23 protein-coding genes and 2 pseudogenes are annotated in these 26,258 nt (G+C 36.7%); 11 read left to right on the top strand and 14 right to left on the bottom strand.

The features are described 5' to 3' along the window. Positions 1 to 261: 261 nt before the first annotated feature. On the bottom strand, positions 262 to 1,677 hold the full coding sequence (locus V6D42_RS04985; protein ID WP_326202620.1) for a sugar porter family MFS transporter: 1,416 nt from the start codon (positions 1,675 to 1,677) through the stop codon (positions 262 to 264). A 532-nt stretch (positions 1,678 to 2,209) separates the two neighbouring features. Between V6D42_RS04985 and V6D42_RS04980 the strand changes: the two genes are divergently transcribed. Both V6D42_RS04980 and V6D42_RS04975 read left to right on the top strand, forming a co-directional pair. Next, entirely contained in the window at positions 2,210 to 2,821 is a 612-nt protein-coding gene (locus tag V6D42_RS04980) for a thermonuclease family protein (RefSeq protein ID WP_326202622.1), read from the top strand. A 78-nt stretch (positions 2,822 to 2,899) separates the two neighbouring features. Beyond that, positions 2,900 to 4,339 (top strand): flavin monoamine oxidase family protein, encoded by a 1,440-nt coding sequence (locus V6D42_RS04975; protein ID WP_333512537.1) that lies wholly within the window; start codon positions 2,900 to 2,902, stop codon positions 4,337 to 4,339. 348 nt (positions 4,340 to 4,687) lie between these two features. On the opposite strand, the gene xylB is transcribed toward V6D42_RS04975, so the two are convergent. Next, positions 4,688 to 6,190 carry a xylulokinase gene (gene xylB / locus V6D42_RS04970; protein ID WP_333512536.1) on the bottom strand — a complete coding sequence of 501 codons (1,503 nt, stop codon included), beginning with the start codon at positions 6,188 to 6,190 and terminating at the stop codon, positions 4,688 to 4,690. A gap of 158 nt (positions 6,191 to 6,348) precedes the next feature. Further along, the gene (gene xylA / locus V6D42_RS04965; protein ID WP_333512535.1) at positions 6,349 to 7,686 is read right to left on the bottom strand and encodes a xylose isomerase; all 1,338 of its coding nucleotides are present in this window, start codon (positions 7,684 to 7,686) and stop codon (positions 6,349 to 6,351) included. Between the two features lie 260 nt (positions 7,687 to 7,946). Between xylA and xylR the strand changes: the two genes are divergently transcribed. Then, positions 7,947 to 9,101, top strand: a complete 1,155-nt coding sequence (gene xylR / locus V6D42_RS04960; protein ID WP_333512534.1) for a transcriptional repressor XylR — start codon at positions 7,947 to 7,949, stop codon at positions 9,099 to 9,101. Positions 9,102 to 9,203: 102 nt separating this feature from the next. Here xylR and xynB read toward each other — a convergent pair whose 3' ends face one another. The 3 genes from xynB to V6D42_RS04945 form a co-directional block, all read right to left on the bottom strand. Next, positions 9,204 to 10,805 (bottom strand): xylan 1,4-beta-xylosidase, encoded by a 1,602-nt coding sequence (gene xynB, locus V6D42_RS04955; RefSeq protein ID WP_333512533.1) that lies wholly within the window; start codon positions 10,803 to 10,805, stop codon positions 9,204 to 9,206. Positions 10,806 to 10,846: 41 nt separating this feature from the next. Next, complete coding sequence (locus V6D42_RS04950; RefSeq protein WP_326202634.1) at positions 10,847 to 12,238, bottom strand: MFS transporter; 1,392 nt, start codon at positions 12,236 to 12,238, stop codon at positions 10,847 to 10,849. A gap of 635 nt (positions 12,239 to 12,873) precedes the next feature. Beyond that, positions 12,874 to 13,155: a permease gene (locus V6D42_RS04945; RefSeq protein ID WP_333512532.1), complete on the bottom strand. Its 282-nt coding sequence runs from the start codon at positions 13,153 to 13,155 to the stop codon at positions 12,874 to 12,876. Positions 13,156 to 13,696: 541 nt separating this feature from the next. Between V6D42_RS04945 and V6D42_RS04940 the strand changes: the two genes are divergently transcribed. Further along, positions 13,697 to 13,927: a hypothetical protein gene (locus tag V6D42_RS04940; protein ID WP_333512531.1), complete on the top strand. Its 231-nt coding sequence runs from the start codon at positions 13,697 to 13,699 to the stop codon at positions 13,925 to 13,927. Positions 13,928 to 13,939: 12 nt separating this feature from the next. Here the strand turns inward: V6D42_RS04940 and V6D42_RS04935 are convergent, their stop codons facing one another. Then, the gene (locus V6D42_RS04935) at positions 13,940 to 14,335 is read right to left on the bottom strand and encodes a UPF0715 family protein (RefSeq protein ID WP_333512530.1); all 396 of its coding nucleotides are present in this window, start codon (positions 14,333 to 14,335) and stop codon (positions 13,940 to 13,942) included. 483 nt (positions 14,336 to 14,818) lie between these two features. After that, positions 14,819 to 15,439 carry a lytic polysaccharide monooxygenase auxiliary activity family 9 protein gene (locus V6D42_RS04930; protein ID WP_333512584.1) on the bottom strand — a complete coding sequence of 207 codons (621 nt, stop codon included), beginning with the start codon at positions 15,437 to 15,439 and terminating at the stop codon, positions 14,819 to 14,821. A gap of 310 nt (positions 15,440 to 15,749) precedes the next feature. Between V6D42_RS04930 and V6D42_RS04925 the strand changes: the two genes are divergently transcribed. Both V6D42_RS04925 and V6D42_RS04920 read left to right on the top strand, forming a co-directional pair. Continuing rightward, positions 15,750 to 16,253 carry a DinB family protein gene (locus V6D42_RS04925; protein WP_326202640.1) on the top strand — a complete coding sequence of 168 codons (504 nt, stop codon included), beginning with the start codon at positions 15,750 to 15,752 and terminating at the stop codon, positions 16,251 to 16,253. A gap of 181 nt (positions 16,254 to 16,434) precedes the next feature. Beyond that, positions 16,435 to 16,674, top strand: coding sequence for a hypothetical protein (locus tag V6D42_RS04920; RefSeq protein WP_326202642.1), 240 nt, complete (start codon positions 16,435 to 16,437; stop codon positions 16,672 to 16,674). 794 nt (positions 16,675 to 17,468) lie between these two features. On the opposite strand, the gene V6D42_RS04915 is transcribed toward V6D42_RS04920, so the two are convergent. Beyond that, positions 17,469 to 18,110, bottom strand: coding sequence for a glycoside hydrolase family 11 protein (locus tag V6D42_RS04915; protein WP_326202644.1), 642 nt, complete (start codon positions 18,108 to 18,110; stop codon positions 17,469 to 17,471). 359 nt (positions 18,111 to 18,469) lie between these two features. On the opposite strand from V6D42_RS04915, the gene V6D42_RS20310 reads away from it, so the two are divergent. The 4 genes from V6D42_RS20310 (at position 18,470) to V6D42_RS04890 (ending at position 21,852) form a co-directional block, all read left to right on the top strand. After that, complete coding sequence (locus V6D42_RS20310; protein ID WP_411803444.1) at positions 18,470 to 18,748, top strand: ATP-dependent DNA ligase; 279 nt, start codon at positions 18,470 to 18,472, stop codon at positions 18,746 to 18,748. 477 nt (positions 18,749 to 19,225) lie between these two features. Further along, the gene (locus V6D42_RS04900; RefSeq protein WP_333512529.1) at positions 19,226 to 19,600 is read left to right on the top strand and encodes a YoqO family protein; all 375 of its coding nucleotides are present in this window, start codon (positions 19,226 to 19,228) and stop codon (positions 19,598 to 19,600) included. A gap of 815 nt (positions 19,601 to 20,415) precedes the next feature. Beyond that, on the top strand, positions 20,416 to 20,535 hold the full coding sequence (locus V6D42_RS04895) for a phage holin (RefSeq protein WP_333512528.1): 120 nt from the start codon (positions 20,416 to 20,418) through the stop codon (positions 20,533 to 20,535). Between the two features lie 156 nt (positions 20,536 to 20,691). Next, on the top strand, positions 20,692 to 21,852 hold the full coding sequence (locus tag V6D42_RS04890; protein ID WP_333512527.1) for a Rap family tetratricopeptide repeat protein: 1,161 nt from the start codon (positions 20,692 to 20,694) through the stop codon (positions 21,850 to 21,852). 166 nt (positions 21,853 to 22,018) lie between these two features. On the opposite strand, the pseudogene V6D42_RS04885 reads toward V6D42_RS04890, so the two are convergent. The 3 genes and pseudogenes from V6D42_RS04885 to V6D42_RS04875 form a co-directional block, all read right to left on the bottom strand. Further along, positions 22,019 to 22,273: pseudogene (locus V6D42_RS04885) on the bottom strand (UV damage repair protein UvrX); the annotation flags it as partial. A gap of 67 nt (positions 22,274 to 22,340) precedes the next feature. Beyond that, the gene (locus V6D42_RS04880) at positions 22,341 to 22,700 is read right to left on the bottom strand and encodes a hypothetical protein (protein ID WP_010334537.1); all 360 of its coding nucleotides are present in this window, start codon (positions 22,698 to 22,700) and stop codon (positions 22,341 to 22,343) included. A 5-nt stretch (positions 22,701 to 22,705) separates the two neighbouring features. Continuing rightward, positions 22,706 to 23,173: a DUF4879 domain-containing protein gene (locus V6D42_RS04875; RefSeq protein ID WP_333512526.1), complete on the bottom strand. Its 468-nt coding sequence runs from the start codon at positions 23,171 to 23,173 to the stop codon at positions 22,706 to 22,708. A gap of 227 nt (positions 23,174 to 23,400) precedes the next feature. On the opposite strand from V6D42_RS04875, the pseudogene bsrG reads away from it, so the two are divergent. Next, positions 23,401 to 23,516: pseudogene (bsrG, locus tag V6D42_RS04870) on the top strand (type I toxin-antitoxin system toxin BsrG). A gap of 307 nt (positions 23,517 to 23,823) precedes the next feature. On the opposite strand, the gene V6D42_RS04865 reads toward bsrG, so the two are convergent. Both V6D42_RS04865 and V6D42_RS04860 read right to left on the bottom strand, forming a co-directional pair. Beyond that, a complete protein-coding gene (locus V6D42_RS04865) occupies positions 23,824 to 24,282 on the bottom strand; it encodes a YrhA family protein (RefSeq protein ID WP_333512525.1) in 459 nt (152 codons plus the stop codon). Positions 24,283 to 24,294: 12 nt separating this feature from the next. Further along, positions 24,295 to 26,181 carry a T7SS effector LXG polymorphic toxin gene (locus tag V6D42_RS04860; RefSeq protein ID WP_333512524.1) on the bottom strand — a complete coding sequence of 629 codons (1,887 nt, stop codon included), beginning with the start codon at positions 26,179 to 26,181 and terminating at the stop codon, positions 24,295 to 24,297. Positions 26,182 to 26,258: the final 77 nt, after the last annotated feature.

The following is a 26,258-nucleotide window of genomic DNA, read 5'->3' as shown; positions in this document are numbered from 1 at the left end:
AACGATTAGACTTCAACAAATCATCATTACAAATCTTTTTGTTTGAGCAGATCAGGGCATGCCATATGCACATCCAATGTTATCCCATCATTTCCTTAGCCAATACGAATGGTGGCCTTCACGTAATCGCTGACTTAAAAAAGTTTGCTTTCTCCCACAATTCCATATCCAATATTTCTCCTACTTCATTAGGAGACTTCTGATGCAGAATTGCTTTCTTAATTAACCTAATGAGTTTACAATATCATTTTAGTACAGCTATCACGCTTCATGAATTGATTTTTCAGAGTCATAATGTCCATCTATTGAACGGAAATGCTCTTCTAGTTCCTCAAGTGTTCGTCCCTTAGTTTCCGGCATGAATTTGTATACAAAACCGATTGCCAATATACCCAAAGCGACAAATATAAAGAAAGTAAAGGATAAGCCTGCTGAGCTAAGCATGATTGGAAAAGCAAAACCGATGATAAAGTTTAAAATCCAAAGGAAAAATACACTGATGCCAGTACCAAGCCCCCTTAATCTTTGCGGGAATATTTCTGCAATGACCAGCCATGTTACTGGTCCGACACAGCCCTGCATAAAGGCTAGAAATAAAACGGTCAAAGATAGCACGATATACGGGAGTGCTGCTGATCCATCAAGCACGATTGAGAATATGGCAATGAATAAAAGCGCTGTGGTCGTTCCTGATAAACCAATCATCAATATCGGGCGCCGGTTCACCCTGCCAACCAGCCAAATGCCGATGATAACGGCAATGACTGATATCAATCCATTCCCAATATTAGCGATTAAAGCTGCCTTTGTACCAAAACCGGACTCTTGCAGGATTTGAGTGCCGTAATACATAATTGAATTGACACCTGTGATTTGATTAACAATGGCAACACCGATTCCAATCAATAAAAGACGGCGCAGCCACGGTGTAGAAAACTCTTTGATCGATGCCTTCTTTACATTTGAATCTTTAACTGCCGCTGCTTGTATTTCCTTAAATTCTGCTTCTGCCCTTTTCTCGTCACGTATGAGTTTAAGGACGCGCAGCGCCTCGCTTTTTTTACCTTTAGAAGTTAGCCACCTCGGACTCTCCGGAACCATGAGCATACTTGCAAATAATATGAGAGCCGGTATGGCACAAAGGACAAGCATGTATCTCCAAACATGCCCTGTATCAGCCATTGCAACACCAAGAATCGCGTTAAAAACGTAGGCTAAAAATTGCCCGCCGACGATCATCAGTTCATTTTGCGTTACCATACGCCCTCTTTTCTCATACGGCGCCATTTCTGCTAAAAAGGCCGGTACCATTGAAGATGCCCCACCGACAGCCAGTCCCAGAAAAAACCGAAAGATAACCATCGTTAAAACATTCGGGGCAAATGCTGTTCCAAGCGATGCCAGAAAGAATAAAAAGGATAGATTAAGAATCATTTTACGTCGGCCATAGCGGTCAGCCAATTTGCCGCACAGCAATGCACCAAACGCTGCTCCTAATAGAAGCATACTTGTAACAAGCCCTTCTGTGACCGGTGTTAAGTTAAGTTGATCAGATCTTGCCATAAAAGGTAAGGCTCCATTTATAACTCCAGTGTCATATCCAAAGAGAAGCCCGCCAAATGTTGCTGAGATCATTATCAACTGTAAATACGACCTGGGATTTCGTTGTTCTTTCATACCCTTTCCCCACCTTTATGAAGAATGCTTTATATGTTTCTCATTCTTGTCAACCGAATGTGCTGGATTGACCCTTTCTCTTTTAAAAGAGCAATACTCATTTCAGCCAGGTTTTTTATTTCCCGAGACCTTATCAATCTGAAGATTGAAAAAACTCAATGCGGTCGAGGCTTTTCGCAAGAACCAACTTAATTGAAATCGATTTCATTCATTTCGTGAGAAACATATCCACTTTATTGTTATTTCATTGTTATATTTTTGTTACTTCCTAGTTAGATTTGATATTATCATAATTTTAAAAGCGCTTTCAGTCAATTATAAAACTTCTGAGTTTTTAGCAATCGTAGAATTTCCCAGATAAAACGCCTATTAATGGTTACGTTTTTGAAATCTTGTTGTGATATTTGAATATTGATCATGAGCTTGTACTCAAATATAAACGTGTTAAGAAAAATACATTCACAATAAATAGCGATATCATTATAATGAATGATGGTTGATTGAGATAGAAACAGAAGAAGGAGAAATGGAATTGAAGAAAGCAATGTTATGCTTTAGTTTATTAGCTTTGAGTTTTTCTTTGGCAGCCTGCGGATTAAATGATACAGCTGAAAAAAGCAATTCAGATCTTAAACAGCCAGTTGCCAAGAATTCTCAACCTGAAGCAAAAAAAGGCTTGGTGGATGCTGTGTTAGAAAGGCCTGTTGACGGAGATACGATCAAAGTTAGCTATAACGGCAATATTGACACGGTTCGCTACTTGCTTATTGATACTCCAGAGACTAAAAAGCCAAATTCATGTGTTCAGCCATATGGCGAGGATGCATCTAAACGAAACAAAGAATTGGTTAGTGGCGGCAAGCTGCAATTAGAATTTGATAAAGGAGAGCGCAGAGATAAATTCGGAAGGCTGTTAGCTTACGTTTATGTCGATGGCAAGTCTGTTCAAGAAACACTGTTAAAAGAAGGATTAGCCAGGGTAGCATATGTTTATGAGCCAAATACGAAATACATAGACCAGTTTAGAAAAGATGAACAGGAAGCACAAACGAAAAAACGTTCTATTTGGAGTAAAAACGATTATGTGAATACCAGAGGATTTAAAGGCTGTGTTAAGCAGCACTCAACTGAAAAACACAAGTGAAAAAAGGATATAGTTCGTGATAGACACCCTTTTGAATGAATATAATGCAATAAATCAAAAAAGAGGGTGCCTACATAAATGAATTCTCTACTAAAGAACGAAGACATGATTGCGATTATTAGAAATGGTCTTCGCACATCACAATACCCAAAGCACATTATTGTCGTTGGCGCCGGGTTGGCTGGGCTTGTTTCTGCATCTTTACTGAAGAACGCAGGACATAAAGTGACGATTCTGGAAGCGAGTGATAGAGTCGGGGGCAGAGTTTGCACGTTGCGATCTCCCTTCAGTACCGGGCTGTATTTCAATGTTGGACCAATGCGCATTCCGGAGATCCATACGCTAACCTTGGAATATATAAAAAAATTCAGCCTGCCAACTAATGTATTTTTGAACAGAACTCCACTGGACATCATTTACGCCAATGGCATTCAAACACGTCTTCATCATTTTGAAAGCAATCCGGGTATCTTAAGATACCCAGTTGCAGAAAATGAACAAGGAAAAACGGCCGAAGAGCTGATGCTTTCTGTATTGCAGCCTATCCTCAATTTTATTTCTGTAGATCCCGCGAGAAATTGGCGGATTGTTGAAACACAGTACAGGAACCATTCGTTAGCCTCATACTTGAATACTTATTTTTCATACGGTGCAATCGATATGATCGGCGTACTGTTGGATATGGAAGCATATATGGGTATGTCCCTTGTTGAAGTGTTACGGGAATCCATCTTCTATACGTCGCCAACTCGCTTCTATGAAATAACAGGCGGCATGGATCGGCTTCCTCAAGCATTTCTTCCCCAATTAAATGAACATATTGTCTTCCATCATAAAATGGTGAAAATATCTCAAAATCATAACAATGTTACGATCAACTGCATTCATCAACAGACAGCAAACCATTTGGAAGTAACAGGCGATCTCGCTATCATAACCATCCCATTTTCAACATTGCGTTTTGTCCAAGTTGAACCATATGATTCATTTTCTTATTATAAACGGCGGGCCATTCGTGAACTCAACTATATTGCCGCAACAAAAATCGGAATAGAGTTTAAGAGCCGTTTTTGGGAAAAAGCTGGGCAGCGCGGCGGCAAATCGATCACTGATCTTCCGATAAGATTTTCATATTATCCCAGCATTGACATTGGCTCGAATGGTCATGCTGTCATTGTAGCGAGCTACACATGGGCGGATGAGGCGCTGATATGGGACAGTCTTTCAGAGGGAGAGCGCCTCCGCTATACTTTAATGAATTTATCAGAAATATATGGTGATATAGTGTGGTCAGAATTTGTGACCGGCGCTTCTTTTAGCTGGACCCTCAACCCTTATTCAGCTGGAGGGTTCACAGCTTTCGAACCAGGACAGGAATTACAGCTGTATCCATATATCCCTACCCCTGAAGGGAAGATACATTTCGCTGGAGAACACGCCTCACTTACTCATGGATGGATGCAAGGAGCGATTGAATCCGGAATACGAACGGCGTATGAAGTAAATCGTATCACTTAGATCCTCCGTTTTTTATATCCCTTTTAGCGACTCCTTTAGATAGATTTGATATTGCTTTTTAATGATGGACATTGATGTCGTTAAATACTTGAGAACAGAAATTAGGATAGTATAGCTAATTTTTAAAAACCCTTCACAGGACTGTGAGGGGTTTTTGTGCGTAGACACAATACTTCCGATTTGATCGAAATCAAGAGTTTGGACTGTTACCAATTCGTTAACAGATATATAAACCCAACTTCTATGATGCAGCTGTAGTTATGTGATTAAAGGGGGGCCTATGATCATGATGAGTCGTTAATTGTCTTTCATTGATCTCCTGGAAAAATAAACGCTTAACGACCCTCACTAATCGTTTGTTCGAAAGCTCTTCAAAGCTGTATTGAGATCCTTAGTGTGAGTATAAATTTTCTTATATAAATCGAATAGCGTTTTATATTTTTGAACATTTTGTTCCTTGGGATAAAATGTAGAAGCCTTTTGAATAAACTGCTCTGCACATTCTTCAAGGGATTCAAACCACCCACTTCCAAAGGCAGCTAGCATAGCAGCCCCCATGGCTGGGCCTTGTTCATTTTCTAACTTAATCACGCTCGCATTGAAAATATCAGCTTGCATTTGCAGCCACGTTTCATTTTTAGCTCCCCCACCAATAGAAACAACAGTATTTACTGATTTTCCCGCTTCGCGGAATAGCTCAATTGATTCATGTAAAGAGAATGTGATGCCTTCCATTATTGCCCTCAAAAAATGCTCTCTTTTGTGGGCTCCATCCATTCCGATCAAGCTTCCCCGAATAGAAGAATCAGCATGTGGCGTTCTCTCACCAACCAAATAAGGAGTGTATAGCAGTCCATTGGCTCCTATCGGAATAGATTCCACTCCCTGCAATAATTGCTCAAACGATTCGTTTGGTGCAAATGTTCTTTTAAACCAGTCCAAGCTGTACCCTGCAGCGAGTGTGACTCCCATTGTATAAAAAGAATCCTTTTTTCCATGATTAAAAAAGTGCACTTTTCCTTTAAAGTCTCTTTCTTTGTCTTCTTCGTGGGAAAGTATGACCCCTGACGTCCCAATACTGCATAGTGTTTTTTCGGAAGAAAGAATACCCGCTCCAATAGCACCGCAAGCATTATCAGCTCCCCCGGCGTACACTTTTGTTTTTTCCAATAGCCCTGTCTCCGCCGCAACGTGCGGAAGCAGCGATCCTACACAATCATGAGATTCAACAAGCGGAGGACAAATATCTGCAGAAATACCAAATCGATTGCAAATATCATTGCTCCACTCCTTGCGAGTAATATGTAAAAGCAACGTTCCTGCTGCATCAGAGTATTCGGTGTGAAGAGCACCAGTCATACGAAATCTCACATAATCTTTCGGAAGCAAAAAAACAGCCGTTTTTTTAAAAAGTTCAGGTTCATGTTCCTTCACCCATAAAATTTTAGGTAATGTAAACCCTTCTAAAACTCGGTTTTTTGTGATGTCAAGCAGATAATCGCCAAAATTCTCAGTCATCCAAATACATTGAGGCGTCGTTCGGGTATCATTCCAAAGAATTGCATGACGCAACACCTTTAAGTCTTGGTCAAGCAGGACTAACCCATGCATTTGTCCTGAATAGCTTATCCCGTCAATATCCTTGGCTTGAACGTTGGATATGGACACCAATTCAGCCAAGGCTTCAATTGTTTGCTGCACCCAGTCTTCGGGATTTTGCTCACTATACCCTGCCTTCTCTTGAATGAGCAGATAACTCTTCGACGTTTCTGCACAAACCTTGCCGTTTTGATTGACTAAAATTGTTTTAACAGCACTCGTTCCAAGATCTACTCCAATGACATACTTCATTTTTTCACCCCTTACCCTTATAAAAAAACCATTCACTCAAAATAAAACCCAATTATAGAAAGTACCCGTCATAACAATAAGCAAAAGGTAAGGAATCATGACGGGCAGTCTCAGGTAACTTGGCTATCATACCTTTTTATCATGATTCTCTTTATCTGTTATACTTCTAAAATGTATTGGTTCAATATAGCTTTTAATCGCTCCTGTCTTCCTGATTCGTTTTGAATTAATTTATTATTAAGCGCATATTGCTCAAGAGTATGGAAATTAGCTCTTCCTTCTGTAATTTCAAGACCAATTCCTTCAGTAAAGCTGCGATAACGATGTTGAATCACATCGTCAAACACACGATCTTCGATCAATTTATGGGCTACTCTCAATCCTCTTGCAAATGCATCCATCCCGGCAACATGGGAATATATTAGATCATCAGGCTCAAAAGAAGATCTTCTAACCTTCGCGTCGAAGTTTAATCCGCCGCTTCCAAGGCCGCCATTTTGCAGGATTTCGTACATTGCTAATGTCGTAGAATATAAATCTGTTGGAAATTCATCTGTATCCCAGCCTAAAAGAGGATCACCCTGATTCGCGTCAACAGAGCCTAGAAGACCGTGTACTCTTGCCATCCGTAATTCATGTTCAAATGTATGCCCGGCTAATGTGGCATGATTGGCTTCGAGATTTAATTTAAAATGATTGTCTAAGCCATATTGCTTTAAAAAGGCAATGGTTGTTGCTGCATCTGTATCATATTGATGAGTGGTCGGCTCTTTTGGTTTTGGTTCAATCAAAAACTGTCCTGTATATCCGATTTCCTTCGCATAATCCACTGCCATATGCATGAATCTCGCCAAATTATCAAGCTCCAATTTTAAATCGGTATTTAACAATGTGTCATATCCTTCACGGCCGCCCCAAAATACATAGTTCTCGGCGCCAAGCTCTTTTGCTGTTTCTAACCCTTTTTTTACTTGTGCTGCAGCATACGCAAACACATCTGCATTGCAGGAAGTTGCGGCACCATGGACGAAACGGGGATTCGTAAACATGTTTGCAGTATTCCATAATAGCTTAACGTTGCTATTGCTCATGTAATCTTTAATCATGCCCACGATGATATCTAAATTTTGATTTGTTTCTTTTAACGTATTTCCTTCTGGTGCAACATCTCGGTCATGAAAAGCAAAAAATGGTGCATCCAGTTTTTCAAACATCTCAAAAGCTGCTTCTACTCTCGCCTTCGCCAGATCCATTCCTTTATAGTGATCCCACGGTCTTTGCATCGTAGCTGCCCCAAAAACGTCTGTGCCGTCAGCGGTAAATGTGTGCCAATAGGCAATAGAAAATCGCAAATGCTCTTTCATCGTTTTTCCGCCGATTACTTCTCCAGAATTATAATATTTAAATGCTAAAGGATTAGTGGAATCTTTCCCTTCATAAACCACTTTGTTTACGCTTCCAAAATAGTTGACTGAACTAGAATGAGTTTGAGCCATCTTATTTCCCCCTTAAAAATCTTTTTTAAAACAGGTGCATTTCACATTTCGTATTGTATATAAGTTTTATATTAGTTTGTTGTTCGAACAAACTAACTTATTTTAATCTTATATAACCTCCTCAATATTTTCAATATTATTTTTAGTTTTTTTTGAACACATTAGATATAATAAAGGTAAGATAAGCAATGTACGATGTCTCCTAGTGGAAACAATAAATTTCAACTTAATTTAAAGATTATACAAATGGAGTGAATTAAGTGGTTATCGCTGATCAAACCTTTGTCAAAAAAGTAAATCAAAAGTTATTATTAAAAGAAATTCTTAAGAATTCACCTATTTCCAGAGCAAAATTATCTGAAATGACTGGATTAAATAAATCAACTGTTTCATCACAGGTAAACACGCTGATGAAAGAAAATCTTGTATTTGAAATCGGTCAGGGACAATCAAGTGGCGGAAGAAGACCTGTCATGCTTGTTTTTAATAAAAAGGCGGGATACTCCGTAGGAATAGATGTTGGTGTGGATTATATTAATGGCATTTTAACAGATCTTGAAGGAACGATCGTTCTTGATCAACACCACCATTTGGAATCGAGTTCTCCAGAAATAACCAAAGATATTTTAATTGATATGATTCATCACTTTATTACGCATATGCCACAATCTCCGTACGGGCTTATTGGTATAGGCATATGCGTGCCTGGACTCATTGATAAAAATCAAAAAATTGTGTTCACTCCGAACTCCAACTGGAGAGATATTGACTTAAAATCTTTCATACAAGAGAAGTTCAATGTGCCCGTTTTTATTGAAAATGAGGCGAATGCTGGGGCATATGGAGAAAAAGTATTTGGTGCTGCAAAAAATCACGATAACATTATTTATGCAAGTGTCAATACAGGGATAGGGATCGGTGTTATTATCAACAATGATTTATATAGAGGGGTAAGCGGATTCTCAGGAGAAATGGGACATATGACAATAGACTTTAATGGTCCTAAATGCAGTTGCGGAAACCGAGGCTGCTGGGAATTGTATGCTTCAGAGAAGGCTTTATTAAAATCTCTTCAGACTAAAGAGAAAAAAGTGTCCTATCAAGAGATTATAGACCTCGCCCATCTGAATGATATCGGCACTTTAAATGCATTACAGACTTTTGGATTTTATTTAGGAATAGGCCTTACCAATATTCTAAATACATTCAACCCACAAGCCATCATTTTAAGAAACAGCATAATTGAATCGCATCCTATGGTACTAAATTCAATTAGAAGCGAAGTGTCATCCAGGGTTTATTCCCAATTAGACAATAGCTATGAATTATTACCTTCTTTCTTAGGAAAAAATGCGCCAGCATTAGGAATGTCCTCCATTGTTATTGATCATTTTCTAGATATGATTACAATGTAATTTATGATTAAAATGTCAAATCCCTATGTTCTAGCTTATCTTTAGACCTTCTAATATGAAAAAAGGAGTTCTAAATAGAAGTCTCCTTTTTTCATGCAAAAATTATTTTTCTTTATAGCGAAAATATCTAAAGTCGGCCGGAATATGATTACCACTGGTATCTTGACATTGCATCCCTACAAAGGCTCCTGTGAAGAACCCTCCCCCACGGATGTAGTCATCAGATAATTTTTTCGATTCCAATGCAATGTCAATTTTGTGCCAATCTTCTTTGTTAAAAGAATAGAAATAATAATACTTTTCCTTTTCAATATTTACTCTTAAATATACATACTTTACTTCACGAGGAATAGCAATTTTATTTTTTAATGGTTGTGAAAAAGAAAAGTTATCACATATTGTTAATTCTAGAATACGGCCAAGTTCTTCATCATGCGTGACTTGAAGAGCCGTCCAGTTCTCTGTATTGTAATAGTTCACCAATCCAGCGGCTTGTTGAAAATTCTCCGGATAAAACTCTACAGCAGTTTCCGCTTCAAAATGGAGACTTTGCCAACGTCTGGCTACAAATGCCTGAGTAAATGTCGAGGTTAATGATTCATGACCGTATAATCGTAAATGATTTGGTACCTGAGTCAATGAACCTAATTCATTCGTAAAAGGAATCCTTAACGTTTGAAAATTTATATTTAATGTTGAATCCTCAAATTCATCAACTTCCGGGTATGTTGCTTCAAACATTGTTTCTGGTATAGAAGGTGCTTCTACCTCCAAGCTTCCTTCTTTTCCACCTACTACATAAGGCCATTCATCTCTCCAATAGAGTTTTTGAATAGCAGTTTCTCTGCCTAAAGGACAATATCCTCTCTGCTGATAAATGGAATCATCGTCAGGATGAATAGGACGTCCCGTTAAATGAGCTAAATACCACTCACCTGTATGTGTTTGAACAATGGATGCATGACCACATTTTTGCAATGGATTTCCAGGATCATGCCATGACGTTAAGATTGGATTATCGGGATGAACTTCATATGGACCTTCAATATTTGTAGAGCGGGCCATTGTTGCAGCGTGTTCAAACCGTGTTCCTCCTTCTGCAGTTAATAAATAATAATAGTTCCCGATATGATAAAGGTGCGGAGCTTCTGTTAGTTTTCGATCGGTTCCTTTAAAAATAACTTTCGGTTTACCAATTAATTTTTTCTCCTCATCAGAATATTCCTGTATGACAATTCCTCCAAATGAATGCCGGTCAATACGCTGATCCCATAACATATTTAATAAATATTTTTTTCCATCCGTATCATGGAACAAAGAAGCATCAAATCCTGAGCTATTTAATTTGATTGGGTCCCCCCAATCACCATTAACCGTTTCACAAGTAACTAAATAATTATGACAATCTTTCCAAGCGCCCTCTACTACCTTAACATCCGTATAGATCAGCCAAAACTTTCCGTCACTATAACTTAAACATGGCGCCCAAACCCCGCCTGAATTAGGGTTTCCTTTCATGTCTAATTGTGAAACTCTCTGTAACGGATGTGCGACCAAACGCCAATTCACTAAATCTTTTGAATGGTGTATCTGGACACCTGGAAACCACTCAAATGTAGAGACAGCGATATAATAATCCTCTCCTACCTTACAAATACTTGGATCGGGATTGAATCCTTTAAGTACTGGATTAATAATCTTCATTTGAACTCCTCCTCAGCCATTTTCTTTTGACACATCAATTTTTAAGCCTTGAATTCCTCCATATTATCCAAATAAACTTTATCTCTATTCTCTAATTCTCGTACCATTTTTTTGTATTTCTCTTCATCTAAATTATAGAAATTAATATCAATCATGGCTAGAACCAGCAAGAATACTGGAATGATTGTTGCTGTAATTAAAATTCCCGTTAATGCCTCCGGGGTTTGTGTTTGATTTGCCACATATCCAAACCTATCTAGAACCAATCCAGGAACAATCCCTCCCAGTGCCATACCGAATTTAAAGAAAAATCCGATAATAGCATAAATGAGCCCACCCATTCTTTTCCCAGTCCTATACTCTCCATATTCTATTGTTTCAGGAATGAGCGCCCACATATATCCCCCGGCGGTGAGACTTCCAGCAGCAGCAATTAATCGAAAGAAGAGGATAAGATATACATTACTTGACGGAACAAATAGTAAAGCTAAGAGGCCGATAATATTCAGTAATAATGCATAGTTTAGTAGTTTTTTCTTCCCCAATAATTGGTGAAGCCTTGGAATAAACGGTAAAATGACCAAAGCAGGCAAACTTCCAATCAGACCGTACCACTTCACTAAATCCTCTCTTCCTAAGTTATATGTCACATAATAGATGCCAACTGAATTACTTATTGAATTCACTCCAAAAATAATAATAAAGAAAATGCTTAATACAACAAGTGGACGATTCACATGAAATTGCTCAAATATATCCGATAATTTAATTTTCTCCTCAGACTTTTGAAGAGTGACACGCTCTTTTGTGCTTTTAAAACAAAAGATTAAAAGGCACCCGCCTATCATTCCCAAAATACCCATGGTTAGCTGCCAGCCAAGAGATTCATTGCCGGAAGTATCGCTTAAATAAGCAGCCAATAAGGGAACAAAAAATGCAACGACAAGTCCCCCAAGATTCGCAAATAACATACGAACAGATGTTATACTAACAACTTCTTGATTATTTCTGGTCATTGCAGAAGTTAACGCACCATATGGAACGTTTATGGTTGTGTATGTAAGCGACAAGCCAACATAGGTCATATAGGCATATATTAATTTCCCCATATCTGAGAAATCTGGAGTTGTAAAACAGAGTATTGCAAGTACTACAAATGGGAAAGCTCCAAATAAAAGATACGGTCGAAAGCGTCCAAATTTGCTATTTGTTCTGTCTACTATTGTTCCAATAAAAGGATCAGCGAGAGCGTCAATGATTCTAACCACTAAGAACATGGTGCCGGCTGCTGCAGCCGATAAACCAAATACATCGGTATAGAAGAACAAAAGATAAGTAGACACCGTTGCATAAATTAAATTACATGCAAAATCTCCAGAAGCATAACCAACTTTTTCAGTCATGCTAATCTTCCTTAAATTTTCACTGATCATGACTTTTCCTCCCTATTCGATCCTTAAATAAGGAACCGTATGAAATGGTTTAAAAATTTCTCAATCACATCGGCCGGAAAGTGTTTTATTAAAGCGCTTTCAAAAAATCACAAAATGGTTTAATTTCAAAAAGCATTTTTCATCGTACAAAATGGTCTGTATCAGCAAGCAATAAATTCATTTTTTCGTCATATCTCGTATACTTGGGTAAGAATTTAAAGATTCACTCTTTCGTGTTATATATTGTTTAGCCTCCAATTGGATCTAGCCTCTTATTCCCCCTTTATATTTAGTTTTCTTATAGAACTAATAAAGCTCCCTTCATTAGTTTGTTGATTGGACAAACTAACTTGACTTCATATTATATAATCCTATTCACTTTTTCAATGCTTTTTCAGAAAATTTAAATCCCCTTCAGCAAATGTTGATGATTGCCTTCTTTTTTTATACACTCAGTTTCTCAAATATCCTGATGATTCTCTTCAAAAAAACCGACAAAGTAATAATCGTACCTCATACCATTTTGTTTAATATCTAAGAAGCCTGTAAAATTTTGAATCTAAACCTCACTCTGAATAAAAATGATTATTTTATTCCTGCAATTTTCCATGGTAGCCCTAAAAAAAGCAGTCTATTCAGATCTGCTCCTTTACGTTCTCTTCTTTTAACTTTTTGTTTAGCTTGAAACCAATTATGACATTGATCATCGCAGCTGGAACATATAAAATCCCTGCTCCCATTATTCCTAACGCTGTGCATGAACCTACTATAAAAGCCTGCATTTCTGTATTTCTTGACTTCAAACTAAGTAACACGAGCATACCCGCTAAAACCCCTATAAACCGAGCAATGCCTGGAATAAAGAAATCAGTTAGGATTCCAAATATTTGTCCAATTATTGATAACACAATCCCCATAAAACTGGATAACACAACTAATGTTTTGATGGCTTTTCACCCCTTTTTAAATCCGTTCCATTATTAAATCGCTTTTGATACAGGTCTACAAGTATAGCAGACCACTCTACAAACCCTCTCAGCTGCCATGCTTTTTGACTCACCATCCGCTTCCCACTCTATTCCAATACAAATAAATACTAATTACCTCAACAAAGGCGATTAGGTTTATTCAAAAGCCTTTGTAAAGAGCGCTGTATTCTTACGTGAATGCCGGAGATGTAGAATGGAAAAGAGCATTTAACTCAATACTCCTTAAGAATCTCACAGTCCATTTCCATAAACTTATATCATTTACTTTTCCTGTTCTTTCTTTTTATTCCTTTTGTAACCTGCATAAGAGCCGCCAAAAATAGCGATAAACATGGCAATCCAAATAAAAATGTTCAAGTTAAATCCCCCAATTTTAAATAAAACACTTCTTTTATCATGACCCCTTTGCCTCTCCCACTAAAAGCTCATACCGTGTTATGGTTTAATAAAACTTCCTAGGAGTGGTTCTTTGCTTAAAGCTTCAAAAATTTTGATCTCATGTGTAGCTTTAATCCTATGCGTGTATTCTTTATATCATCAAAGTGCATTCCTCTTGTTTTCTCTCCAAGTATTGGTTGCACTTCTCTTTGTTCTAATGGGAGTGGAGACACTTTCAAAGAAACAAACAAGGTCTGCGTATTTGTTGTTCGGATCAGCGGCTTTTATACTTGTTGTGAACGTTGTGAAATACATGTTTTAAATAGTAGATAAACTAATTCCGCAGGCATATGGAATCCCAGAACCAATAAATTAACGCAGCAACAATGCTCATTATGTAATAATTTAAGCTCCTGAACACTGTAAGAGCACTAGGCGGATAATCAACAAACCAGAACATGAACACAGCTAAAAAAGCTACTGCAGTGTAAATTAAAAAATGGATCAAACTGAACTTTCTGGGATTTCTTCTTAGCCATAATTGTAAAGGAAAAGCAAAGATTAAGTAAGTGATAAAAGAGTAGAATGCAATGATGCCTATTGTGATTAATGCGATCGGCATAAAATCTGAATAAACAAACATATACAAGCCAAAGACTAGACCATATGACAAACTTGAGAATACCAGAGTATAAACATAACTGTTTAACGTCTTTTGATTGAGGCTCAATTCAGCACCCCCTACCATACTATGTATCCTTTTCATAAAAGAGTTTTAACCAGTTATCCAATTGTTCAAAATCTTCATCGATTTTCACGTTATTTTAAAATTAGACTCCGAATAACAAAGTTCTTAGTAATCTATGTATTGAGTAAACAACTATTAAAGTTTAAAAAAAGATCGGCAGATGCACGAACATCTAACCGATCGGCCATAGTATAGCCTCCTCTTAGTAGCTTCACCGCATATGATTCTGAAACTTCCACACTCAAACACTCTGTGTCCTCCCGGTTCCATTAGTTTTCTGCGTTGTTACAGTAAAAGCTGGTGATGGCTTATCGGATATACTCACCGCTTTTACAGGTATAGTCATAACTATTGGCAGCTATTAAAACCTCAGCGGTAAACACTGTGCCAGAAGCGGTGGCAATTTTCTGTTGAAGCCTCATATTCTTGTCCATTGGGATTAAGTTTTGTCGTTGGAGGTTAACATCATTGCATTAGGTTTACATCAATTACATTATAAAAGGCATTAGAGGTATCCGCAACGTCCCACACCCCTAGAATGACATGATAACCACTGCGATCAGTTGGTACATAAATCTTATGAGAAAGATTAGTATCTGCCTTTGAACCATCGTGATCTACTGTTCCAATTAATTCAAACTCATCTCTTGTTAATGGTTTGTTTGGATTCCAATCTTTCTTGGTTATATAATAGTGCCACTTTGATGTTGCGTGAGGAGCAGTATAGTGCCAAGTAAAGGTGTTTAGGCCCCCATGTATGTTTTGTTTTACCCAGTGATCTGCAGTCTGCCTGTCTAGCCCAAAGTCAATTTGACCAGAGCCTCCATTTGCAGATGCAATTTTCCCATCTGGTGGACCCGCGGATGGAAACCCTTTTGGTCCTTCTACCGATTGAGGACTATCAATTACGGAACCATATTTTTGTGCAGCTGCCGTCCAACCAATTATTTGTTTTTCTAATGACCCCATGTACGCTCTACTGGCAGGTTCTTTTATATACCCGTGCGCAGATACATCACCTGCAAATAAAGTAACACCAACACCTAGAACAGCAGTTAGAACAGCACCTTTGATAAAACCCTTCATTACCAACTCATTCCTCCCTTTGCTGCAACATTTTTCTCTTTCCTGATATAATAATTCATTATATGTCAGGTAATCTCCTTCTTTATTTTTGATGGCAAACACTCTTCAATCTCTACTTTGGCAACTCCAAAACACATATCTATGCAGCATCATTTAACCATGTGGCTCGATATATGTGTTCTGTATCTTCTTAAAGTGATTCACCAATTTATTTAAATCATTCTTGTCTAAAGTTTTGTTCTTTTTACCTAAACGGGCAGGTATAATGAAACTGTTAAAAGAAAACAAAAAAATCTTAAGGAGGATTTTTGTGTTTCAAACCTTAAACCATTTTTTGAAATCATGGGAGTTCGAAGCCGATGCTACACAGAAACTGCTAAATAATCTAACTGATGAATCACTTAAACAAGAAATCACTTCACAAAATTGGACTTTAGGCCGTATTGCTTGGCATACTGTTGCAGCCATTCGCATCATTACCTCAAACACAGACTTAACGTTTCATGCCCCTGCTGATGATTACCCTGTTCCTACTTCGGCTCAGTTTATAGCAGACAGCTATCATCAAGCCAGTAATGCATTTGTACAGGCATTAAAAAACCAATGGACTGATCATACACTTCAAGAACGTATCAACTTTATTGGTCAACAATTGCCAAATGGTTCACTTTTGATGTTTTTGATTCAACATCAAAATCACCACCGGGGACAAATGACTGTTCTTATGAGACAAGCAGGATTAACTGTTCCGGGTATTTATGGTCCAGCAAAAGAGGAATGGACAACATTTGGTTTGGAACCCCCGCAAATGTAAGCAAACTTTTTTATCAAGAAGTTAACCCATTACAGTATATAAAAGCATGTGTTGATCAATTTTTTTCAAAACATGCTCTTTTCTTTTGTTCACATCAGAAATAATGTCTGGCATTTTTCTTATTTCTTTTTTAATTGTTTTGATACACATTAAAATGGGTAAAAATTTATAGGTGACTTCTATGAATCATGATCAAAAAGGTACTCATTACTCTTCATTTATTTTTTCAACGCTGATGGTGTTGTTGGTCGCAATCTTTCCTCCATACACTTCTTGGTTTGTGACTGTTTTCTTTTTGGGCTTTGCACTTATATATACTTTCCAAAAACATAAAGCAAGTTCGTCAAAAGCAATTTCTTATATTTCATATTTCTTGTTCATCGTTGCGTTGGTTTATACATTAGTAAATATATCGATTTAATCCTCCCATAAAGGGAGGATTTTTGTTTAAACTTTCAGCTACCTTTGGGTCACCACTATCTGTAATGATAAAGCTATCAGATCCAGCAAAATACGGTGACCAATGCAAACCCTAGTGCCTGACAAGATACTTCATATTTAAATTATTGTACTCACCCTTATTATGATAGTCTTTCTTATTCTTGATTATATTGTAGTAGGGTTTTAACCCTCCTTGGATTCTGAATTTATTACAGTGGCATATCCAACTTACCATTTCTACCTGCAATTTATCGTTTTTGAATTGTGAGGGGTTGCTCCTGTCCTCTCTTTTTAAGTTAACTCATTTATGCCGATATAAAAGCTCGATAACTTTTTATAAAAGTTAGACTTTTTGTTCTTAACAGTCCCATCTTTAACGAGAATAACGTTTTGAGGATCTGGTTCAACTACCGAGATATTTTTGATTTGCTTAAGGGTTATATTTGATGAAGAAGGATTATATGAAGGTGTCTGTTGAGAGCAAGAGCAAAAAATTGAAAGCATTCTCATTTTAATACTATTCCATTAAACTTATAGGGAAAGTTATAAAACCTGATGGAGAATACCCTACCAGCAATGCCAAGGCCGTTCGCCTAGTAGAAAACGACCTTTAACCATTACTAATGATTTTAATTCATTTACCGTACTCGATGCATATATTGGGATTCCAACTAAAAGACGGTCGCCTCTTAGTAACCCACAATCACAATGATTCTAAAAATTCTCAAGGAACGATCAGCAGCCCGTTAGCTACCCCTGATTAAAGATGATCTGTTACCACACTGTTACGTTAGAACTTCCACTACTTTGATATCCCTCTGTCGCTAAGACTTGGTAAGACCAATTACTACCCAGATTCATCCCATATCTCTTCCATGCGTTAACGTGATTGCTGAAAGTGATTGTAGCGTTGCTTCCAGTTGGTCTCTTCGACTGGCGAACACTCCAGTACTGCGTAAAAGTAGTTTTATCGCCATCAATGGAAGGTGCATCATAACGTGTAGTTGTGTACACGTCATATGTACCCCCATCACTGTAAACCGTACCTTTATACGTTCCAGTAGGTCTATAAGTACCCCATGAATCCACTACATAATATTCTATGAGAGGTGCTCTCGTCCAACCATATAAAGTCAAATATGCATTGCCATTCGGCGCCCAAACTCCGGCATTATAGTTTATCGTCCTAAATGGCGAACCTGTAGTCCAACCTTTACCAACAACGAAATTTCCGGTATTAGACCAATTCACACTGTAATTCCCGCCAGACCCATTGACAGCGTTTACCATACCGCCCCCATCAGTCCAATTTTGCCAGTAGTCTGTGCTAGCTGCAGAGGCGGTTGCCGAAAACAGGCTAATACTCATGAAAGCTGCCGTTAACCCAACTAAGATATTCTTTTTAAACCTAAACATATGTTACCCCCTATAATATTTTTTCTGACTTTGACATGAGGCAGCACTCGTATCTATTTAAAACATTCTAAATTACTACCCCCCAAAGCTTTTGATCGTCCCCTTCAGTATAATACCATGATTTTACGAGTAGATATTACAAATATTTGTAATTTAATTACAAGGACCCAAAAATTACATTATAAGTAACCTTGTTTCACCATAACCTAATCCTTTTTTCGTAGCATCGCAATTCTTGTTTCTAAATCTGATGGAGTAATATCTGCGATTAATCCCCATTTGAACCATTTCATATAAAGGAGATAAACATTAGAGATTGTGAAGTCATTTTAGCTGCCCCAGGTGGTGCCTTTGCTGTAATGGAACGTTTCGTGTCCAAAAAATTAGCTCATAAAATTGGTTACTGTGTCTTCGATTTTATCTATAAAGACTGTCAGTCAATAGCAGCTAAGCCACTCACTGAGCGTAAGACAGTTCTGAATTCACTTGAACTGACATCCAAATGTCTTTGTTATCGAAGAAATTCAAGGAAACGGACACTAGCTTACTTTGCCTTGGCCAAAGAAAAAAACTTAGAGGGAATCGTGCTCAAGAAAGCTGACTCCCCTTATGAAATTAATAAACATTCTCATAATTAGCTCAAAGTGATAAATGACGATTACACTGAAGTACTCATAACCGACTACACCAAGAAGGATATAACATTCCTTCTGTCTTACCCTGATGGAACTGCAGCTGGGTTTATGGAATTCATGCCACATGAAGAACGAAGTAAGTTCCACTCTATGAAACAAGTAAAGTCTGAATCTGATGAATATGAGAATTTAATCTCTCCGTTACATAACTCCTTACTGCCAAGCCCTTTAAAGTTGAATGAAAATTTAGTACATAGATTAATTAGTTACTCCCTATTAAATAAATGTTTTATTCAAAGTTTCATTTCACCTTTATTAATGAAAGCATCCATATGAATGCCATATAAAAGAGAGTTCATTTTTCAGCTCCTTGAAATCTAAATAACATAATGATTTTAAGTTAAGTTTAAAGAGTATCATCTTGAGAAACTCCCCTTTAATTGGTAAGCTGACACATAGATCATAAAAGCAGGTGACATCTTGAATAAAAGAATCGGAATAATTGGGTTAATTGTTTCCTTAATTGTGCAAGGGTTTTCAGCAAGTGATTCGTTGACTCATGAGATTGCTATGGCTTGTCTATTTGTATTCTTAATAATTTATAATTTTGAACATGCTAAGGATTTCTCTAAAAAATCTCTAATTGTGTTAGGAGCAATCTTTATAACTCTAATGCTAGGTACTTATCAACTCCTTTCCTTAACCGGTGATTACTTTAATAGCCACAATGTAAATATTGGACTTATCATCTTACTTGAGCTCGCTTTGATCATTGTATTGGTATCTATTGCAGTGAATTTAATGAAGCTTATTGCGAATCGGTTAAGGAAAACGCCTCATGGTAAAGAGTTTTAACTCAATGCCTTGTGGTCTCTTATTTATGAAATCAAATGCTTTCCCTAATTCCTTCTCTTCTGTTACGCTGAATAATAACAATTACTTGCCATATCTTATATTGCATAAAACGGTTAATCAGTCGAGATCATTGAGGGATCAAAATATGGCCAAATAAAAAAACGATGGATGTTCCATTTCCATTAAAAAGATAAAATTAAATATGTAGTACTTCACTCAGAACATCTTTCTTATTAAGGATATAATAAGTGTTCGTATTAATTTTTCCTGTTACGATAACGATCAAAAACAGAGTTATCTCAATTCAAACTAGAAAATATTGTGCTTTTTTTAAACCTTCACTTTTAAATATGCAATCACAAAACATTCGAGCGGAACCATTATATGTAACTGAAATGCAGGTATAAGAGCTATTATATAGGGATTCCACTACCAGTATATGAGGGTATATTTACATCTAATGGTAAAAACAGAGGAACAAACGTGCCCATAGCACTTCCATTTCCACACCCTTCCCAAATTTACATTTTCTCAATTTCACATTAAATCTCCCTTTTTTCACATCGTAATCGCTATCGTAAAAGCCTTTAGTATCAACGTTTTTCCTTCTTAAAATTTTCCCTTTTTCATCAATATCTCCTTAAAACAACCACTTTCCCCTACTCCCGCTTATGTTTTACGATCGTTTACCCCCTATTCACTAATTAAAGTATCAAAAATCCTTATGTTTACTGTCTTTTTTAGCTCATTATAACTTTTTACGATAAGCATATTATTCGTGTACGATATACGACCTGACTGTATTTGGTGACGAATTGACAGAGAAATTTAATGCCCTTCTAACTTTTTTAACTGCAATGGATATCATTGTTGACCCAACAACTCAAGGTATTTCTGATAGTGAACAAGCAATGGATTATGATTCACCGAGATAAAACACCTACCCTTCTCTTAGTTGAGGAGGGTATTTTTTTCGTTTTTTCAAGTTTCACGCTTATAATCAATTTATTTGTAATTTTCATACAAATTCCTTTACATTTCTTTCCTCCAGTGCAACTATATAATAAAAAGGACAGAAAGGGGTTTGAAACTTGAAGACTGAAAAAGTCATTCCCTATGACTTAGTAGCGACAAAAATGAATCATTGGTATGTGGCAATTAAAAAGAATTGGGTCGGTAGAGCTGAGGAAATGCGAAAAGAAGTTATGCAAGAAATAAAGATTATGGAAGAGAATCAAGATGTCTTGCTATACTACTCTCTACTCGAATTTAGACATAAATTAATGTTAGCGTATATGTATCCTAACGCAATAAAAGACATTGAGAAAAATTATGGTGAGTTAAAAGAATATGAAGGTCATGAAAACTTAACAGGAATGCTCGAATATTACTATTATTTTTTCATGGGTATGTTCTATTTTAGACAAAAAGAATTGACGTTCTCTCTTAATCACTATAGACAAGCAGAGAAACATTTGGACTCAATCGATAGCGAAGATATTGAAGTTGAAAAAGCTGAATTTTATTTTAAATTGTCAGAAGTGTATTACCACATGAAACAGACTTATTTTTCAATGAATTATGCCATGAGAGCCTATAATATTTTTAAAAAGCAACCTGATGTTAATGGAAACTCTACATACGGGGTACAAAAAGTACGTTGTCAATTCGTCATATTTGGCAATTTGCTGGACAGCATGAAGTTTGATGAGGCGTTAAAAAGAGCATATAAAGCTTACCAAGAAGCAGAAGAGCTGAATAAAAATGAGAAGAATCGAGGACATTTGATACGTTCAGCACTGTTTAATATTGGATTATGTTATAATCAAATGGAAGAACTTGATAAAGCATTTTTTCACTTTAATAAGTCGCTCCAAATCATTGAGCCAGAAAACCATGATTATGCAGCTAAAACATTGTTTGTTATCTCCTTCTTAAAAGGAAGGCAAAACGATACTAAAAATGCTCAAGCGTTTTATGAACAATCAAAGCAGATAGCAGAACAGTACAACAATGAAGTAGTAATTGAAAAGCTGAAAATGGTTAAAGGTCTTTTCTTGGATTCGGATTTAAATTTAGTAAGAGAAGCATTCCAGTTCTTCAGAGAAAGAGGCATGTACCCTGATATGGAAAGCTATGGAGTTGTTGTAGCTGATTTTCTTACAGCAAAAAAAGAAGCTTGGGGTGCAATTGAATTTTATCGTTTGGCAAATGAAGCAAGAAGACAAATTAAAAGGGGAGAAGCAATATGAAAACAAAACTAATTATCTGCGCAGTTTTATTATTCGGTGTTGCCGGAACAGTGGGTGCTTCCTTTCTCCAACAACAAGACGATACGTTCAAGGTTGCTGAAAGAGCCGAAACGTAAATACTAATAACTAAGTAAGGAGAATAGAGGGAGGGAGTTCCCCTCTATTCTCATGATTTATGTCCCCCAGTAAGCCCAGCTCTGTGAAGCGCTGTCCCTGCAGGTGTATAAGAAACTGCTCTTAGAATTGCTTTAGAGCCGTATTTACTTCTGATCCCATCCATCACAAACCCGAGTTTCCTTCTCTTTTCATTATCCACTTCAAATAAACTCAACTGCTGATTAACATCATCCTCTATATTTGATAATGTAACTGAGATACTTCTCACTGTTTTCCCCGAGTAAAACTTATTAAAGAGCATCAAAAGTATTTGCCGAAAATAACCCTCAATAAATAAAATACCCAGCACTAAGCTGGGCATTGTTTCATATTTAAATTGAATTTTTATAAGCATTAATTGCTTCGTTTCTCAACAGCATATTATTTTTGTTAACCATGCCTAAGTTGTAAGCTTTTTTGATAATATCTAATACCTGTGAATCTAATGCAGAGAGATTGCCTCCTGGATTAAATCTTGATTTCCAATAGTCTAGTGACTTATTTAGGTCAAGTGAGCTTTTTTTGTTCTCGGGTTTAACTACTTCATTTTTCTCAAGTTTTTCACAGAATTCACTAAAACCAATGGATCTACTAGGAGCTGAGTTATTTCCCCCGTATCCTTCTGTAGCCAAGCTGCAAAATGCTAAGAACTTTGGATCTTTAGTTACATCATAATTTGAAGTGCTAATCACCTGGTTCACTCTCTTTCAAAATCAATTTTTTGGCTGTAAACAAATGTGGTGCCTGAGCTTAATGCTTTAATCTGTATAGAGTTATCTTGAAGTGCGTCCATTGGAATGTCAAAATATTTATCCCACCCTATAACCACCTTATTCTGACCAAGAATGGCATCGGATTTATACATCCTAGCTGTACCATCATATAACAGATTTTTTCCATCTTTACCCGTGATAACTGTTAACTTTGTATACCCCATAAAACGAGCCCTAACGTGAAGTTTATCACCTTTTAAAACACTTGGAGCTTTGGTTTGACTAAAAGTGATGTTATCCCAAGCAAAATCGTTTCCGTCTGATGTAATCCCTGTAATTTGTAGATAGTAGAGTGGTAATGCTTCTGCTGCTTTTGCTTTTGATGAATCAGTGAAAGCGAAAGCTACTACTGCTAGAAGAACAAGCAGTACATATGTAATTCTCTTCTTCATTTCCTAAATCCTCCTTGGTACAAGTTTACATGTTAAATATCGTCATTTGAAGAGAATTGTTTAATATTTGAAATTAAAAAAGAACCTGCATTAAACAAGTTCTTTTCACGTTGTCAATTTATTGAGATTTTTTAACGACAAGGGCATTTATGTATAATATAATATTTCCCGTACATAATGTTTGCTCACTCAAGGGAGTCTTGCTCATCCCCTATGAAGGGGGGGAAATGACTGTTTACGAATCATTAATAATAATGATCAATTTTGGCGGGTTAATATTAATACCGTCTTGTTGATCTTCAATATAATGATGATTGTAACGTCAAGCCAGAAGAAAAAATAGAACTCCCTTGAGACTGGAAACCTTAAAGGGTTAGGTCTATCTAAGTTTATTTCTGCATCAGAGCAAGCCCTTTGATGGGCAGCTTTTTGTACATAGCCGGGGTGTTGGTAGCACCTTGGCCTTTTTTATTTTATGCATTTCATTAAACAAAATGCAAAAAATAATTATATAATTGTATCATTACCCTAATTATAACCATATAAAAATGGTATTTGCAATACTATTGCTTGGTGGATAAAACCATTATTTTATTTAGATTGAGGATGTGCAACTCAAGTCTTCTATTGCGCTATAGCAATACTTTTGTTTAGTTGTCTAAACTAACTTTCAATGCATCAGCTAGCATGGCGTTAAAATCATCAAATTTGTTCATCGGCGTTCCAGAGGGTTTATCAAGCTCTAAGTATTCATTCTCATTTACATCTAAACAATACCAAGCTGTATCTGAATCACCAAAAAACAGATATTTTTTCTGCTCATCATTTTCGTGCCACTGTTCATTTGTTTCAATAAAACCATAAACTTCTTCATCATTTTCTTCTCTCAGTAATTCTTGATCCAATCCATAGATTACCAAGCCATTAAAATCTAATCCATTCACAGTTTGAAGGAATTTTTTATATCCTGAAGGAATCTCATTTACAGGGAACTTACCTAATACTGCTTCTTCAAAATTCCTTATTTCTTGATCTGTAACAGGAGAATTTAATTCATCTCCATACTTTGCTTCAGTTTTTCGAATTTCCTCTAATAAATTTACCCACATAAAACTGCCCCCTTACTTCTCACTTGGATATATCTCACCATTAGGAATAGGCCAATTAATCTTCTTTGTTTCCCCCGGTGTCAAACCTTTTGTTAACGAATTTTGCTCATTAGTTATTGCTTTATGATAAGGGTCATTTTTAATCAAAATCAAGTTATCCATGTCGTTTGTGCCACCGTCATCTAGAGGAAGTTTATGGTGAACTTGATATCCTTTTGGATTCAACCCATCCTTCATTCGGGCAATATCCTTATCTGTTAAGCCAGCCTTCTTAAGTTTCTTAACTTTATTGGAATCATTTGATAGACCTTTTAAGAATTGTTTTTTTATAGAACTATTGAACTTTCTTCTAAGTTTTGCTGTTTCTTCTGAACTTCTCTTTGTGTAGCTAATTTCCTTAACTTTAACACCTTTTAATAGAACCTTTTCACCTTTTAGAGTTCCTATAAAATCATCGCTACCAGCCGATTTATATAGCACACTGTTTTTCTCATCTATCGCTTCTTTTAATATTGATGTATTTTTTACATTATGAGTATTCTCTATATCCTGTAGGATACCTGCATACGCCAATCGATTATTATTTAATGAAATAGAATTAATGAAGGTTTTTCCTTTATCAATTCCAGTCTTTACGTTATTAGTAACTGCTTTTTCTCCAGCCCCTAAGAGTTTATCAACCTTGGCTGCTCCAGTTGTAGCTAACTTACTTGACCCTTTAAGGATAGAGCCCCCACCTTTTAATCCAACAAGGCTTCCAACAGCATAAGTAATAAAGTGTGCTCTTGAATAGGCATCACCATTGACCATCTTATCATTCCATGAATCAGATAAATCTTTCCATATAATTTTAGCATAAGCCGGTGTTTCAATTATGGCACCAGTCATTTTTAAAAGCTTTTGCTCTTCTGAAAGCTGTGAAAATTCCCAGGTACCAGCTGCTAAGTCTTTAGCACCAACTACAGTATCCTTAACGACATCATATGCAGCTACACTTACTCCTTTAATAATATCCCAGGTGATCTCTCCTGCTTCTTCTAACTGCTTTGCTTGTTCAATTTGCACTGCAAGCTGTACTTGAGATGGCTCCAGATTCTCGTAGCCTACTTTCTTAGCAATCTCTAAATACTCATCAGGACCAGACACACCATCATTAAGTTTCTGTTTCAATTCCTTAATTTCTCGTTCTTTTGCTTCCTCCTTCTTCACGCTTAAATAAGCTTCAGAATGCTTCTCAATATCGCCTTTTTTCTTATGTATGTCACTTTCCCTATATGCTTTGGCATTGTAGTGAATCGGAGTGGCGTTTTTTCCTTTGCCTGTTGATTCCTGCAGCTTTTTAAAGTCTTGCTGAATAAATTGTTCGTTTGGTTCTGTTTCAGCGTATTCTGTTTTTAAATCCTCATCAAGGTTGTTTAGCTTATTGATTGTTTTTTCACGTTTGTCATCTGCAGAAGAAAGTTTGTCTTTGAAGTCTTCTGTTGAGAATATTTCAAGGGGAAGAATATCATTGATGTCATTCAGAATGTCTTTCATTGCTTTTTTCTGTTCAGACATAATGGATTTTGATTTTGTGTATGCATTTACAAGTTCATGTTCTAAAAAAGATTCTTCTATATAAGCATCTGACATCTTTGTATCTTCAAGTTTTGCAGAAACGCTACTTAAGAAAGCAATTTTCATGTCAATTAAATCAATCCAATTGTCAGCCACACCCGCATGATCTTGATAAAATGCTTTAATGTTGTCGGCACCTTTGCCGGCAAACTCACTGTCATCTAAATCAGCTACGTCCTTAAACGCTTTTCTTAGCTTAACCATTTGCGACCTTAGTTCCTTATACTCTTTGGTTCTTTTATCCGCTTCAGAGAGTAATGAATCAGCCTCAAATACCTTCATATCATTCTCCTTCCTAACCTATGTAAATTTTACCACAATAAAACTATTTGAATAACAGAAAAAGACAGCCAAAATGA

It is taken from the genome of Bacillus sp. 0909A, from assembly GCF_036765115.1.
GTDB classification, from domain to species: Bacteria; Bacillota; Bacilli; order Bacillales; family Bacillaceae; genus Bacillus; species Bacillus mojavensis.
The sequence above is the reverse complement of the archived record's forward strand: the minus strand, read 5'-3'. Positions and strand labels throughout refer to the sequence as shown.

What these genes read in the sequence shown, in the direction of transcription:
- xylA (WP_333512535.1), bottom strand. Translation starts at nt 7,686, where the DNA reads ATGGCTCAAACTCATTCTAGTTCAGTCAACTATTTTGGAAGCGTAAAC.
- V6D42_RS04985 (WP_326202620.1), bottom strand. Translation starts at nt 1,677, where the DNA reads ATGAAAGAACAACGAAATCCCAGGTCGTATTTACAGTTGATAATGATC.
- V6D42_RS04945 (WP_333512532.1), bottom strand. Translation starts at nt 13,155, where the DNA reads ATGGGGATTGTGTTATCAATAATTGGACAAATATTTGGAATCCTAACT.
- V6D42_RS04915 (WP_326202644.1), bottom strand. Translation starts at nt 18,110, where the DNA reads ATGTTTAGGTTTAAAAAGAATATCTTAGTTGGGTTAACGGCAGCTTTC.
- V6D42_RS04920 (WP_326202642.1), top strand. Translation starts at nt 16,435, where the DNA reads ATGAATCATGATCAAAAAGGTACTCATTACTCTTCATTTATTTTTTCA.
- xylB (WP_333512536.1), bottom strand. Translation starts at nt 6,190, where the DNA reads ATGAAGTATGTCATTGGAGTAGATCTTGGAACGAGTGCTGTTAAAACA.
- V6D42_RS04865 (WP_333512525.1), bottom strand. Translation starts at nt 24,282, where the DNA reads ATGTGGGTAAATTTATTAGAGGAAATTCGAAAAACTGAAGCAAAGTAT.
- V6D42_RS04950 (WP_326202634.1), bottom strand. Translation starts at nt 12,238, where the DNA reads ATGATCAGTGAAAATTTAAGGAAGATTAGCATGACTGAAAAAGTTGGT.
- xynB (WP_333512533.1), bottom strand. Translation starts at nt 10,805, where the DNA reads ATGAAGATTATTAATCCAGTACTTAAAGGATTCAATCCCGATCCAAGT.
- V6D42_RS20310 (WP_411803444.1), top strand. Translation starts at nt 18,470, where the DNA reads ATGGAACGTTTCGTGTCCAAAAAATTAGCTCATAAAATTGGTTACTGT.
- V6D42_RS04975 (WP_333512537.1), top strand. Translation starts at nt 2,900, where the DNA reads ATGAATTCTCTACTAAAGAACGAAGACATGATTGCGATTATTAGAAAT.
- V6D42_RS04930 (WP_333512584.1), bottom strand. Translation starts at nt 15,439, where the DNA reads ATGAAGGGTTTTATCAAAGGTGCTGTTCTAACTGCTGTTCTAGGTGTT.
- V6D42_RS04860 (WP_333512524.1), bottom strand. Translation starts at nt 26,181, where the DNA reads ATGAAGGTATTTGAGGCTGATTCATTACTCTCTGAAGCGGATAAAAGA.
- V6D42_RS04875 (WP_333512526.1), bottom strand. Translation starts at nt 23,173, where the DNA reads ATGAAGAAGAGAATTACATATGTACTGCTTGTTCTTCTAGCAGTAGTA.